Genomic DNA, 13,442 nt, shown 5'->3' on the forward strand with positions numbered 1-13,442 from the left:
GCGACAAGCCGGCCACCCGGCAATAGACTCGAAGCCGATCCGACAGCCCGCCGTATGGAGGTACCGTGCTCGATTCCACTGACTTCAAGGTCGCCGATCTCAGCCTGGCCGAGGCCGGCCGGCACCAGATCCGCCTCGCCGAACGGGAGATGCCGGGCCTCATGGCGCTGCGTGAGGAGTACGCATCGACGGCGCCGCTGGCCGGGGCGCGCATCGCCGGCAGCCTGCACATGACCGTGCAGACCGCGGTGCTCATCGAGACCCTCGTCGCCCTCGGCGCAGACGTCAGGTGGGCCAGCTGCAATATCTTCTCCACCCAGGACGAAGCCGCGGCGGCCGTCGTCGTCGGCTCCGGAACTCCCGACGCCCCGGCCGGTGTCCCGGTCTTCGCGTGGAAGGGCGAGACCCTCGAAGAGTACTGGTGGGCTGCGGACAAGATCTTCGACTTCGCAGACGGTCCCAACCTCATCCTCGACGACGGCGGCGACGCCACCATGTACGTGCTCAAGGGCACGGAATTCGAATCCGCCGGGGGAGTGCCCACCGCCGGAGCCGAGGACTCGGAGGAATTCGCAGTCCTGCTCAAGCAGATCGCCACGTCCATCGAGGCGACTCCCGGCCGGTTCGCCCGCCTGGCTGCCGGGATCAAGGGGGTGAGCGAGGAGACGACGACCGGTGTCAACCGCCTCTACCGCCTCGCCGAACAGGGCGGACTGCCGTTCCCGGCCATCAACGTCAACGACTCGGTGACGAAGTCGAAGTTCGACAATCGCTACGGCATCCGCCATTCGCTGCCCGACGGACTCAACCGCGCCACCGACGTCCTCATCGGAGGAAAGATCGCCGTCGTCATCGGCTACGGCGACGTCGGCAAGGGCGCCGCCGAGGCTCTGCGCGGGCAGGGTGCGCGCGTCATCGTCACCGAGATCGACCCGATCTGTGCGCTGCAGGCGACGATGGACGGATATCAGGTCGACCTCCTCGCCGAGGCGGCTCCCCAAGCCGACATCATCATCACCACGACGGGGAACACTCGGGTCCTCGATGTCGAGGTGCTGCAGACGCTCAAGCCCGGTGCCATCGTCGGCAACGTCGGCCACTTCGATGAGGAGATCGATCTGGCCGGGCTGTCCCGTCTGCCCGGAGTGACGAAGATCGAGATCAAACCCCAGGTCCACGAGTGGAGCGTACCCGTTCCCGCCGAGGCGGGACTCGACCGTGACCGCACGGACTTCCTCGTCCTCTCCGAAGGACGGCTGCTCAACCTGGGCAACGCCACCGGCCATCCGTCATTCGTGATGAGCGCCTCGTTCAGCAATCAGGTGCTCGCCCAGATCGAACTGTGGAACGCCCACGACGACTACGGCAACACGGTGCACCGGTTGGCGAAGGAACTCGACGAGAAGGTGGCGCGTCTCCACCTGCCGGCTCTCGGGGCGAAGCTGTCGGAACTGAGCAAGGAACAGGCCGAATACATCGGTGTGGACGTGGCGGGACCGTTCAAACCCGAGCACTACCGCTACTGACCGGACCGGCGGCGGGTGAGGCTGAGACCGTAGGGGAGCGTGTCGACTCGGGACCGGAACGCATTCGCGCGATCCGTACGTCGGCGCTGCTTCTCGACTTCTGCAATGCGACGGCGGTGGATGACCGCGGACAGGAACTGTTCGGGAAACGTTCCCTCCGGCGGGGCCGGAGCGACATAGGCATTGAGCTCGGTGGCGAGCTCGATCGCTCGCTGCCACCGCGACTCCGCTCCGAGCTGGGGTGCCATGGCGAGGAATTGGACGATGCGCCGATGCAGGCCGTCGGGGATCGTCGTCACATCGGTGCGGCCCAGCCAGTCGTGCAGATGCGGAGCCACGTGAGTGTGCATGGGCGGCAGAGGCCGGCTGCGTTCGCTGACGGCGATGGTTCCGGCCAGATAGTCGCCGAGGCGTTTGGCCTGCGGTGAGAGGAGCCCGGACAGGGCTGCGATGCCACCGCCTGAGGAGACGATCTCGAACGGCCACAGCAGGGCGCGGATGAAGGAATGCCGCAGGCGCACCGCACCGCCGTCGTCACGGACGACCCGCAGCCCGAGGATGAGCTTGCCCAGCGAGCGGCCGTGGCTGAGCACCTCGACGAGCATCGGCAGCAGCACGAAGACGAAGATCGTCATGACGGTCATGAGCGAGCCGAGAAGCAGTCCGTTGAGGTCGAGCACCTTGAGCATGAGCCAGAACATCGCGATGAGCAATCCGATATTCACCAGCGAATAGACGATGTAGTCGATCAGAGCGCTCAATGCCCGAGCCGCCAGAGCGGCCGGCTGGACATTGAGTTCGACGGCTTCACCGGTGATCAGAGTACTCACCCGACCATCGTGTCATATCGCCGCGTTCCGAGGCGGACGTTTCGCCGAGAGCATGCTGGGTGCCTCTCGCGGCGTCGGAGGTGCCTGTGCGTCGTCTCCGATAGGCTGGAGGGATGGATCCGAACCTGCTGGCCCAGCTGCACGGCGATGACTGGCTGGAACTGTCGGCATTGGCGAAGAAGAACACGCTGACACCTGAGCAGACGACCCGTTTCCTTGAGCTCTACCGGACCGCGTCGAAGGATCTCTCACGGATCACGACGGTGGCCCCCGACTCTCTCGAAGCCGCACGGCTCTCGGCCATCGTCCACCGCAGTCGCAATCATCTCTCGTCGGTGCCCAGCGGAGGACTGTCGGGGCTGTCACGGTTCTTCGTCATCAGTCTGCCGCTGTCGCTGTACCGGCTGCGCTGGGACTTCGTCATCGTGGCCGCCGGATTCCTCGCCGTCGCCGTCGTGTCGGGCATCTGGGCGGGAACACACCCGGAAGTGCTCGAGACCTTCGGCGATCGTGAGTTCCGACGACAATTCGCCGAACACGATTTCGTCGACTACTACAAGGAGAACCCGAACGGCTTCTTCGCCGTCGGCGTGTGGACGAACAACGCCTGGATCGCCGTCCAGTTCGTTCTCCTGGGCATCACCGGCGGCTACGTCATCGTCGGACTGTTCTCGAATGCGGTCAACGTCGGCTTCTCCGGGGCGATGATGTTCGAGTTCGACAAAGCCTCCGACTTCTTCCTCTACATCCTGCCGCACGGGATTCCGGAGATCAGCTGCATCATCCTCGCCGCTGCCGCAGGCCTGCGTCTCTTCTTCGCCTGGGTGGTGCCGGGGCCCAGGCTGCGCCGTGACAAGCTTGCCAGCGAGGCCCGGTCGCTGCTCGTCGTCGCCGGAGGTCTCGTGCTGCTGCTGTTCGGTTCGGGTCTCATCGAAGGGTTCGTGACCCCGAACCCGATTCCGCCGGCGCTCAAGATCGCGATCGGCGTGGCCTACACCGCCGCGGTCGTCGTCTATGCCTGGTACTTCGGCAAGCGGGCTGCCGCCGCCGGACTCAGTGCTGATCTGGACGATCACCAGGCCGGGTACTCGGTCATCTCGACCGACCGCTGACCGGCGTCACGGTCACAGCTCGACGGTGACAGGGGCACCGGTCACAGCCCGCCGGTGACTTTGAGCCGAATGTAGAGGTCGGCCAATGCTCCGGGAAGCTTCTCGGGCAGAGCATGGACGCTAGCGACGCCGATCCCGCGCAGTCGAGTCTGCAGCGACGCCGTCGCGAGCATCTCGGCCTCGGCGGCCGCAGCCGTGTAGACATCGTCGACATCGCCGCGCTGGGACGCCAACGCTGACAATGCCGGATCGTCGACCCCGGCGACGACGACGCGGTGGTGTGCCGTCAGAGTCGGCAGCACGGGCAGGATGTCCTCGGCGACCGTCGCTTCGTCGAGCTGCGTGACCAGCACGACGAGCGCCTGCTGCCTGGACGTCTGCAGAACTGCTGCGGCGATCGACTCCCAGTTCGCCTCGTAGAGCTCCGGATGCACCGGCGTCAGAGCGACCGACAGGTCATGGACCGGGTCGTGAGCGCGATGGCTCGATGCGGCTGCACGTACCCGGGCATCGGCGACGATGACATCGACCCGGTCGCCGGCACCGGTGGCCAGTGCCGTCAGCAGCAGAGACGCCTCGAGAGCGGCGTCGAAGACCGTGCCTTCGCCACAGCGACGGGCGGCGAAACGGGAGGAATCGACGACGATGACGACGCGACGATCCTTCTCCGGTCGCCAGGTCTTGACCACGAGGTCCTGAGCGCGAGCACTGGCCCGCCAATCGATGGACCGGACATCGTCACCGTCGACATAGTCGCGCAGCGAATCGAATTCGGTGCCCATTCCGCGGATCATCACCGCCGAGCGCCCCTCGAGCTCGCGCAGCTTCTGCGTCTTCGACGGCAGCTCCCGCCGAGACACGAACGGCGGCAGGACCCGCACCGAGGCGGGAACATCGATGCTCTTCTGCCGGTGGATCAGCCCGAGCACACTGCGGCTGCGCACCGTCACCAGATCGCCCGGCAGCGCTCCTCGCCTCGTCGGCTCCAGCTCGGTGGTCACCTCTGCCAGCTCACCGGGTTCGAGCACATGGTGAGAGCGGGTCGCGACGGCGCCGGCGCTCGGTGCCCAGGCGTCGCGGACGTGGAGACGCAGTCGGCGGTTCGTTCCGTTGATCAGGGTCAGAGTGCAATGGGTGCCATCGCCGAGGCGGACCATCGGTCCCGGGGTGCGCTGGAGTTCCAAGCCGTGGATCCGAGGAACGAGGAAGAAGTCGAGGATCGCGGCCAGGACGATCACCCCGGCCACGATCGATGCCGTCGGCCACGTGGGCACCAGCATGACGGGGACGAGGCCGAGGAGAGTGAGCAGGAACAGGCGGGTGGTCATTCAGCGCGGCACTTCGGTGGTGGCGATGATCGAATCGAGGACCTGACCGACGTCCAGACCGTCCATCTGCGCTTCGGGGCGCAGAATCACCCGGTGCGACAGCGACATATGGGCCAGCGCCTTGACGTCGTCGGGGGTGACATAGTGCCTGCCGCTCAGCCACGCATGAGCACGGGCGGCACCGAGCATCCTCGTCGCTCCACGAGGTGAGACTCCCAGGGCCAGAGACGGGGTCTGGCGGGTGGCTCGGGCGAGATCGACGATATAGGTGATGATCTGCGGGGCGACGTAGATCTTCGCAATCGCGTCGCGAGCACGGGCGATGAGGTCGGCATCGGCGACCGGACGCAGACCTGCCGCTGTCAGGGACCCGGCGTCGAAGCCTCTGGCATGACGGTCGAGGATCTCGAATTCGTGATCCCGCTCGGGAAGGTCGAGGACGAGTTTGAACAGGAACCGGTCGAGCTGGGCCTCCGGGAGCGGATAGGTGCCTTCGTATTCGACGGGATTCTGTGTGGCCGCGACGAGGAACGGTTCTGGCAGCTTCCGGGAGCGGCCGCCGACGGACACCTGATGTTCCTCCATCGCCTCGAGCAGAGCCGATTGGGTCTTCGGCGGAGTGCGGTTGATCTCATCGGCGATGAGGATGTTCGTGAACACCGGGCCGGGCCGGAATGAGAAGTCGGAGGCGGACGCATCGTAGACCAACGACCCGGTGACATCGCTGGGCATGAGGTCGGGCGTGAACTGCACACGCGAGCTGTCAAGGCTGACCGCGGCGGCGAAGCTGCGCACGAGAAGGGTCTTCGCCACTCCGGGAACTCCCTCGAGAAGCACATGCCCTCGGCACAGCAGCGCGATGAGCATCCCCGTGACTGCTTGGTCCTGTCCGACGACGGCCTTGGCGATCTCGGTGCGCACACCGGTGAACGCCTCACGGACCGGGTCCGGCTCCGCCTGCGGAGTCGCTGCGCTGTCCGCGGCGGGAGTCTGCTGCGCGACCGGCTCCTGGGGCCGTGGTGCGGCCGGCGGCTGTGGGGCGACCGGTTCCTGAGGGGTCGTGGGGCCCTGGGGCGGCTGGGTCATGGGATCTCACTTTCGATCTGGGTGAGCTGATGGACGAGTTCGGTGAGTTCGGCGTCGGTGTGCGCCGACGCGGAGACGAAGACGTGGTGGAGTCGGCCCGGGTCGGATCCCGTGGCGGCTGCGATACGGGCGATGAGGTCGGGGGTGCGGGCATCGGGGCCGAGGCTCAGCCGTCTGCCGATGCGCAGCAGCGCACCGGTCCGCAGAGTGTGCAGAGCCCCGTCCCGATCGTGACTGCGAGAGCTCAGCGCGGCCCGGCCGTGCACGGTCTCGACAGCGGGCACGACGACCGGCAGGCGCTCGAGGGCCAGCGGTCCGAATCGGCGCCCGATGACGAGCAGCAGGACGACTAGGCAGGGGACCAGCCACATGACTCCGGCGAGGAACCAGCCGGGCACGAAATCGATCGTCGACGGAGGGGGCTGCTGCTGTCCCGAACCGTCGAAGGCCGGATAGTAGACGACGAGGTTCTGCGTCTGGGACAGCTGCGAGAGCACGAGGGAAGCATTGCCCTCTTCGTCGATGTTCTCATTGGTCACCCAGTCGGGATTGCCGAGCACGGTCAGCGGCACGGAACCGCCTGTATCGGTGACGAACTGTCCGCGGGCAGACCCGGGGGCCACCTCGGCGCCGTCGACCTCAGCGACCCCGGGCCCGGTGAACGGGTAGCAGGCGGTGATCCCGTCGGTGCCCTTCTTCGCCTCCGCGTATTCGACCTCGCCCGTGGTCACGGCACCGGCGCCGCGGGCCAGCGGTGAGTCGCAGGCCGCCGGGGATGTCGCATCGGGGTTCGCCAGCGGGCTGAGGTTGTCGTTGACGGTGATCCGGTCGGTGAACTCCGAGACCGTCGGACCCGGGTCGACGAGGACGAGCCGGTTGCCGTGGGTGGCCAGGGCGTATTGGAGACCGTCGATGTCTCCGGGCGACAGGGCAGCGGTGTTCGTGGGAATGAGCAGGGTGGTGTCGGCGCGGGCGGCGGCCGTGCGAGCCTGCTCCTGATCCTCTGTGGTGGTGACATCGACATCATGATCGCGCAGGGTCTCGACGAGGGCCTTCGTGCCGGTGCGCGCCGTCGAATCATAGTGCAGGGGCTCTTCGGACTCGTCATCACCGGTCAGCAGCACGAGCGCGATCACGGTGATGAGGATGACGAAGGCCGCGACGATCCACACCGAAGCCGAACGCAGACGAGCACGCAGCGGGATCCGCACGGTCGAGCGAGTGCCACGGGCGGCGACGTCCAACTGTGCGCTCATGCCGGTGCCTCCTGCCGGCCTGCGCCCTGGCGGTCGCGGTGGCGGATCGGCAGGACGCTCAGCCTCCGGTCGAGTGCGCACAGCTCCGCATAGACCTCGTCGAGGCGGCGGTTCGCACGTGCCTGCCTCGCGGTCGCCTCCCCGTAGCGGAGGTCATTGAAGACCTCGGCCACACCGTGGACGGCGGGACCGTGGTCGGGCAGGGCCGCCTCGGCGGAACGGGCGATCTCACTCGCCGTGGCAGAGGACTCGAGCGAGACGACCTGTTTGAGAGACAGGACCGCGAAGATCGCACGGGATTGATCGATGACCGCGGTCTCGAAGTCCCCGATGCGGGCGGCCCGGGCCGCGCTCGCGCGCCACGGGCCCGGTTCGGGCTGGGACACGACCGGGTCGAATGCTGACAGCGGGACGCCGACACGACGGAATCCCGCCCGACGAACGCGCCAGACGATTCCGGCGATGATCGCGGCGAGTGCGAGGACGACGCCGATGAGCAGCCAGGGGGAGTTCGCGCCGAGGGCGGCACCGACGAGCGAATCCCACAGGGAGGCAAGCCACCGGCCGATCTGCTCCAAGGGGGTGAGATCGTTGGCGGCGTATTCGGATCTCGACAGTTCGTGCTCGACCCATTCGCGACCGGTGTCCCGGTCGATGCTCGCCTCGGCGATGGGGGAGAGGATCATCGGTCCTCCTCTTCTCGGATGAGGACGAGGTCGAGTCCCTCTGACCGCATCTGCTGGTCGAAGAAGCAGACCGTGACCAGGCAGGCGAAATAGGCGAAGAGGACGGCCGAGGAGATGAGTGTGAGTCCGAGGAGCAGACCGACGGAGACGACCGCGATGGCCGCCTGCGCCGTCGTCGACTCGGTGGTCGTCGACATCCCGACGCCCAGAGCCAGCGAGATGATGAAGACGATCGGGGTGATGATGAGCTGGACGAGCTGATTGGACAGAAAGTACCCGAGCGCCAGTTGGCCGAGCATCCTCCAGAAGCCGCGCCCGGTCAGCCTCCACGAGCGTCGGAGTCCGGCGCGGACGCTCAGATCCTCCACCGCGATCGCCGAACCGAGGAATGCCAGCCGCAGGTTGATCCAGATGAGCGCGACGAACCACAGCAGTGCGGCCAGGGCGGCCCAGACGAAGGCGAGGATCGCCGAATCGGCGCTTGCGAACAGCAGAGTCGGAGCAGTGAGGGCCAGCAGCAGGCCGAGATTGATTCCGCTCATGAGCAGCGTGGCCAGGACGAGGCGCCAGCGGCGACCGGAGAGAGACTTCCATGCCGTCGACAAGGTGGTTCGGCGGGCGCCGAAGGAGGCACGGGTGCCCGTGGCGATGAGTCCGGAGAGCAGGTGGGCCAATCCGAGGCTGAGCAGACTCAGTGCCACCGACCCCAATTGGGCCACGGCGATGAAGCCGGAGACGGCTTCGTCATTGCCGCTGAGGTCGGTGAAGAACGGAAGGAACTGCACGGCGATGACGGTGCCGATCGCGGTGAGCAGCAGGCTCCAGAGGGTGAAGACGATGAGAGAGGAGCCGACGGACAGAGTCGGGATGAAACGCAGCAGGCGGAATCCGGAATCCAGGGCCTCGATGAAGGTCAGCGGGCGTTTGGGCAGGAGCCCGCGCGGTGGAGGCGGCTGCCAGCCGCGAGAGGGCGGGGACGGCGAACGACGCTGCCACCGGCCGGTGCGCCAGTCGACCTCCGAGGTCCATGCATTCGTCTGTCCCATCACACCAATCCTGCCATGATTCACCGAAGAGCGCCGAGAGGTCTCCCTGTCCCGATCGGTGCGCGTCGACCGCGCAGATCCGTGCTCTCGGAAGTCTGTCGGGTCCGTGATCGGGTCCCTGCCGGGCCCTGTTCGGGGCCGCGGCCGAAGCATCGGCGACCGCTGTCATCGGACGCGGTGCATGAGGTCGTCGACAATGCCCGATAGGCTAGGAGTGTCGAGAACCGAAGAACACGCGAACATAAGGGACAATGGGAGCATGAACGCTCGAATCCTCGTAGTTGATGATGACACGGCTTTGGCCGAGATGATCGGAATTGTGCTCAAAAGCGAAGGCTTCGAGCCCTTCTTCTGTGCCACCGGAGACCAGGCCTTCGAAGAGTTCCAGAAGGTCAATCCGGACCTCGTGCTCCTCGACCTGATGCTGCCCGGCAAGGACGGACTCGAAGTCTGCCGGGAGATCCGCGAGGTCTCATCGGTGCCGATCATCATGCTCACGGCGAAGTCCGACACCGTCGACGTCGTCCTCGGCCTCGAATCCGGTGCCGATGACTATGTGCCGAAGCCGTTCAAGCCCAAGGAGCTCATCGCCCGCGTCCGGGCTCGCCTGCGGATCTCAGAACCGCAGGCTCCCGAGCTGCTGACCGTCGGCGATGTCGTCGTCGACGTCGCCGGCCACACGGTGACCAAGGGCGGATCGCCGGTGTCGCTGACCCCTCTCGAATTCGACCTCCTCGTCGCCCTGGCCCGCAAGCCGTGGCAGGTGTTCTCCCGCGAGACCCTGCTGGAAGAGGTGTGGGGCTACCGCCACGCCGCCGACACCCGGCTGGTCAATGTCCATGTGCAGCGCCTGCGGTCGAAGATCGAGCGCGATCCGGAGAAGCCGGACATCATCGTCACCGTCCGCGGCGTCGGCTATAAGGCCGGCCGAGCCGCGTGACTTCCGAGTCGGTCGCGGACGGACCCGTCCGCACCGCGGCCTCGGCACTGAAGACGTTCTGGAATTTCATCCTCCGATCGTTCAGCCACTCCCTGCAGGTCCGCATCGTCGTGCTCACCATCGTGCTCACTTCGGTGGCGATCTTCGGTGTCGGCACCTATATGTCCCAGCAGATCGCCCGCGGCCTCTTCGACACCCGCCTGGATTCCCTGTCCTCACAGACACGGTCGATCCTGGCCGAGCTGCGCTCACTGGCACCGGTCGACGGTCAGGCGATCACTCAGGACACGCTGAGCTCGCAGCTGTCATCGATCTACAACCGTTCGGCGGGGTCCGTGTATTCGCTGACCCTGCAGCCGAAGGATCCGAATTCCTCGTTCTCGACGATCACGGCCGGTGGGGCGAACGAAGACGGAGAGTCACCGCAGGTGCCCATCTCCGATGAGCTGCGCGAGGCCATCCGCAAAGCTCCGGATGATGACAAGCTCTACCAGTCGGTGAGCCTGCCCGACGGCACGGGGCCGGGGCTGCTCATCTCGCAGGAGCTGCAGATTCCGGGGGCCGGCCAGTTCCAGCTGTACTACCTCGGCGATCTCAGTGAACAGCAGGACACGCTCAACTTCGTGCAGCGGTCGATGTTCGTCGCTGCCCTCGTCCTCGTCGTCCTCGTCGGTGCCGTCGCCTGGATCGTCACTCGGCTGGTCGTCACCCCGGTGCGCACCGGCGCCGAGGTGGCCAGGCTCATTGCGGATGGCGACCTGGACGAACGCATGCCCGTGCACGGCAATGACGAGATCGCCGTCCTCGGTGAGAGCTTCAACGATATGGCCGACACCCTGCAGCACCAGATCGAGCAGATGGAGCGGCTGTCGGTGCTGCAGCGGCAGTTCGTCTCCGACGTCTCCCATGAGCTGCGGACACCGCTGACGACGATCCGTGCCGCCGCGGACCTCATCTATGATTCCCGCGACGACCTCGACCCTGTCACCGCACGCAGTGCGGAACTGCTGAACTCGCAGGCCGAACGCTTCGACAACCTGCTCTCCGATCTGCTGGAGATCTCCCGCTACGATGCCGGCGCCGCGGCCCTCGTGCCCAAACCCGTCGATATCGGCGCGATCGTGACCTCCGTGATCGAGACCGTGTCGATGGTGGCCGAACAGATGGCGACGGCCATCGTCGTCCACGCACCGTCGTCGCCGGTCATGGCCGAGGTCGATCGGGTGCGCATCACCAGGATCGTGCGCAACCTCGTCGTCAACGCCATCGAACACGGTGAGAACAACCCCGTCGACGTCTATGTCGCCTCCAACGCCGAGGCGGTGGCCGTGAGCGTGCGCGACCACGGAGTCGGCATGAACGAAGAACAGGTCGAACACGTCTTCGACCGGTTCTGGCGTGCCGATCCGGCACGCAAGCGCACCCTCGGCGGGTCGGGTCTGGGGCTGGCGATCTCACTCGAGGACGCCCACCTGCACAACGGCTGGCTGCAGGTCTGGGGCAAACCGGGCGAGGGGTCGTGCTTCCGGCTGACGATCCCGCGTCGCCCCGACCAGGAGATCACCTCCTCGCCGCTGCCCCTGCCGCCTCGCGATGCGCAGATCCGCGGTTCCGCACTCGTGGCGGGACCTCTGTCCTCGGACGGATCCGTCCGCATCCAGACCGGATCGATCCCCATCGTCGTCGAAACCGAGCCGGAGATGCTCGACGTCGATCAGGACACCCCCGCCGCCGCGGCCTCGCAGTCCGCATCGCCTCAGGAGACCGAGCGAATCGGCGAGCCGGACACCGCCGAGGCGGGCGACCAGTCCCCGGACATCATCGAACCGGACCCGGACGGCGACAGCGTGAACGACAGCAGAGGAGGACGCTCATGATCCGCTCGACGCCCAGGAGCTCCCGGGTGAAGACCATGCTGGTCTCCGTCCTCACGGCCGTGGCTCTCGTCGGCTGCTCGTCGATCCCGACCTCATCACCCGTCGGCCATATCGAAGACGACTCGGGTGATGCAGGTGCGAACAATGCGCGGATCCCCGACGGTCCCGAACCCGGCGACAGCCCATCGGACATCGTGCGCGGCTTCCTCCGGGCCGGAGCGGGTGCCGGCAACAACTTCTCCGTGGCCCGGTCATTCCTCACCGAAGGCGAGGCACAGAAATGGAGTCCGCAGGAATCGGTGTCGGTGCTGCCCAACGGCACGGATCTCGATTCCTTGAACGTCGGGACCACCTCTGATCAGAAGTCGATGAGCATCTCGCCTCCGGTCGTCGGCCTCGTCGATTCCTCCGGGGTGTACAACTCGACCGAACCGGGCACTCGTTCCACCCTGGAGTTCTCGCTGCGGCAGGAGAACGGGGAGTGGAGGATATCCTCGGCGCCGGACGGGCTGCTCATCAGCCAGACCGACTTCCGCACGATCTTCCTCAACTATTCGCTGCAGTTCTTCACCTCCGACTATTCGTATCTCGTTCCTGACTCCCGTTGGTTCCTCCGGTCCTCCTCGACTCCGACTGTGCTGATGAACGAGCTGCTCAGCGGTCCTGCGCCCTACCTCTCGGGAGCGGTGATCACCGCGATCCCCGATGGGGCGAAGCTCGGCGACTCGAATGTGGTCACGATCGAGAACGGTGTTGCCCATGTGTCCTTGGGAGCACAGAATCCGGCTCCGTCCGACCGCGAGAAGGGGCTGATCCGGCAGCAGATCGCCACCACTCTGCAGGTCATACCCTCGATCTCGGCCATCGAGCTGAGCATCGGCGGACAGACGATTCCGGCCAGCCTGCAGCCGAAGACCGACACCTCGGTCCAGGTGGACGGGCCACCCGTGGTTCTCGCCGATGACCACCTCTCCCGAGTCTCGGGAACGACCGTCGCCAAGGTCGAGAACAGTCCGGATCTGAAGAAGGCGAAGGCCAGCGATCCTGCGGTGTCATTGGACGACTCGCTCTATGTGTATCTGGCCGATGACGGCAAGCAGCTCATGCGGTTGAAATCCGATGCCGTCGATGCCACCCCGATCCTCAAGGGCAAGAAGCTCGTGCGCCCCAGCATCGATCGCTTCAATACGACGTGGACGGGCGAGGCAGAGAACAAGGGCGAGCTCAAAGCCGTCGGTCGAGACGGCGAGTCATTCACCGTGGCCGCCGATTTCCTCAACGGACGACGGCTTGTCGATATCGAGGTCTCACGCGACGGAACCCGTGTCGCTCTGCTCAGTCGGCACAAGGGGGAGCCGGACCGTGTCGACGTGGTCGGTGTGCCCAGGGACAAGGCGGGCAATCCATCCGGCCATGTCTCCGAGACACCGATCGAAGTGGGCGCGAACTTCGACGAGGTCAAGGACGTCTCCTGGGCAGGATCGACGAATCTCGTGGCTCTGGCCGCAGAGGAGGGAGATGCTGCGCAGCCGTTCCGCATCGGAGTCACCGGGCCTGCAGAACAGCTCGGCGAGGTGTCCGGCGGAAGCCGTATCGCCGGCGGAGCGGACGGACGCTCGATCCTCGTCACCGGTTCCGACGGTGCGCTGTACAGCTACAACTCGAACGCGTGGCAGAAGCTCGTCGACGTCACCGCCAAGGATCCCTCGTACCCCGGCTGACCCGAGGGGCAGTGCGGTGGTGGAGGTGGCACGG

General features: G+C 66.2%; 11 protein-coding genes. 5 read left to right on the forward strand and 6 right to left on the reverse strand.

Annotation, left to right across the window (positions count from 1 at the left end; translation table 11 throughout):
- Positions 1-65 precede the first annotated feature (65 nt).
- The gene (ahcY, locus tag HF684_RS07055; RefSeq protein ID WP_169251917.1) at positions 66-1,526 is read left to right on the forward strand and encodes an adenosylhomocysteinase; all 1,461 of its coding nucleotides are present in this window, start codon (positions 66-68) and stop codon (positions 1,524-1,526) included.
- Here ahcY and HF684_RS07060 read toward each other — a convergent pair.
- Entirely contained in the window at positions 1,520-2,356 is an 837-nt protein-coding gene (locus HF684_RS07060; protein ID WP_248279160.1) for an RDD family protein, read from the reverse strand. The genes ahcY and HF684_RS07060 overlap by 7 nt on opposite strands.
- Before the next feature lie 113 nt (positions 2,357-2,469).
- On the opposite strand from HF684_RS07060, the gene HF684_RS07065 reads away from it, so the two are divergent.
- Positions 2,470-3,468 (forward strand): stage II sporulation protein M, encoded by a 999-nt coding sequence (locus HF684_RS07065; protein ID WP_169251918.1) that lies wholly within the window; start codon positions 2,470-2,472, stop codon positions 3,466-3,468.
- Between the two features lie 41 nt (positions 3,469-3,509).
- Here HF684_RS07065 and HF684_RS07070 read toward each other — a convergent pair whose 3' ends face one another.
- From HF684_RS07070 to HF684_RS07090, 5 genes are read right to left on the reverse strand one after another with little or no spacing between them, the layout of a single operon-like run.
- Entirely contained in the window at positions 3,510-4,796 is a 1,287-nt protein-coding gene (locus tag HF684_RS07070) for a DUF58 domain-containing protein (RefSeq protein WP_169251919.1), read from the reverse strand.
- Positions 4,797-5,882, reverse strand: coding sequence for a MoxR family ATPase (locus HF684_RS07075; protein WP_169251920.1), 1,086 nt, complete (start codon positions 5,880-5,882; stop codon positions 4,797-4,799).
- Positions 5,879-7,138 carry a DUF4350 domain-containing protein gene (locus HF684_RS07080; RefSeq protein ID WP_169251921.1) on the reverse strand — a complete coding sequence of 420 codons (1,260 nt, stop codon included), beginning with the start codon at positions 7,136-7,138 and terminating at the stop codon, positions 5,879-5,881. Before HF684_RS07080 ends, HF684_RS07075 begins: the two co-directional genes overlap by 4 nt.
- A complete protein-coding gene (locus HF684_RS07085; RefSeq protein WP_169251922.1) occupies positions 7,135-7,824 on the reverse strand; it encodes a DUF4129 domain-containing protein in 690 nt (229 codons plus the stop codon). Before HF684_RS07085 ends, HF684_RS07080 begins: the two co-directional genes overlap by 4 nt.
- Complete coding sequence (locus HF684_RS07090; RefSeq protein WP_169251923.1) at positions 7,821-8,870, reverse strand: hypothetical protein; 1,050 nt, start codon at positions 8,868-8,870, stop codon at positions 7,821-7,823. The genes HF684_RS07085 and HF684_RS07090 overlap by 4 nt, the downstream gene beginning before the upstream one ends.
- 259 nt (positions 8,871-9,129) lie before the next feature.
- Here HF684_RS07090 and mtrA point away from each other — a divergent pair, with 259 nt between their 5' ends.
- The 3 genes from mtrA to HF684_RS07105 are packed head-to-tail and all read left to right on the forward strand — an operon-like array spanning position 9,130 to position 13,408.
- Entirely contained in the window at positions 9,130-9,810 is a 681-nt protein-coding gene (gene mtrA / locus HF684_RS07095) for an MtrAB system response regulator MtrA (RefSeq protein WP_025777175.1), read from the forward strand.
- Positions 9,807-11,687: an MtrAB system histidine kinase MtrB gene (mtrB, locus tag HF684_RS07100; protein WP_169251924.1), complete on the forward strand. Its 1,881-nt coding sequence runs from the start codon at positions 9,807-9,809 to the stop codon at positions 11,685-11,687. The genes mtrA and mtrB overlap by 4 nt, the downstream gene beginning before the upstream one ends.
- Positions 11,684-13,408 (forward strand): LpqB family beta-propeller domain-containing protein, encoded by a 1,725-nt coding sequence (locus HF684_RS07105; protein ID WP_169251925.1) that lies wholly within the window; start codon positions 11,684-11,686, stop codon positions 13,406-13,408. Before mtrB ends, HF684_RS07105 begins: the two co-directional genes overlap by 4 nt.
- The last annotated feature ends 34 nt before the right edge of the window (positions 13,409-13,442 follow it).

Source organism: Brevibacterium sp. 'Marine', assembly GCF_012844365.1.
Lineage (GTDB): Bacteria > Actinomycetota > Actinomycetes > Actinomycetales > Brevibacteriaceae > Brevibacterium.

What these genes read in the sequence shown, in the direction of transcription:
- HF684_RS07065 (WP_169251918.1), top strand. Translation starts at nt 2,470, where the DNA reads ATGGATCCGAACCTGCTGGCCCAGCTGCACGGCGATGACTGGCTGGAA.
- HF684_RS07070 (WP_169251919.1), bottom strand. Translation starts at nt 4,796, where the DNA reads ATGACCACCCGCCTGTTCCTGCTCACTCTCCTCGGCCTCGTCCCCGTC.
- HF684_RS07075 (WP_169251920.1), bottom strand. Translation starts at nt 5,882, where the DNA reads ATGACCCAGCCGCCCCAGGGCCCCACGACCCCTCAGGAACCGGTCGCC.
- HF684_RS07080 (WP_169251921.1), bottom strand. Translation starts at nt 7,138, where the DNA reads ATGAGCGCACAGTTGGACGTCGCCGCCCGTGGCACTCGCTCGACCGTG.
- HF684_RS07085 (WP_169251922.1), bottom strand. Translation starts at nt 7,824, where the DNA reads ATGATCCTCTCCCCCATCGCCGAGGCGAGCATCGACCGGGACACCGGT.
- HF684_RS07090 (WP_169251923.1), bottom strand. Translation starts at nt 8,870, where the DNA reads ATGGGACAGACGAATGCATGGACCTCGGAGGTCGACTGGCGCACCGGC.
- mtrA (WP_025777175.1), top strand. Translation starts at nt 9,130, where the DNA reads ATGAACGCTCGAATCCTCGTAGTTGATGATGACACGGCTTTGGCCGAG.
- HF684_RS07105 (WP_169251925.1), top strand. Translation starts at nt 11,684, where the DNA reads ATGATCCGCTCGACGCCCAGGAGCTCCCGGGTGAAGACCATGCTGGTC.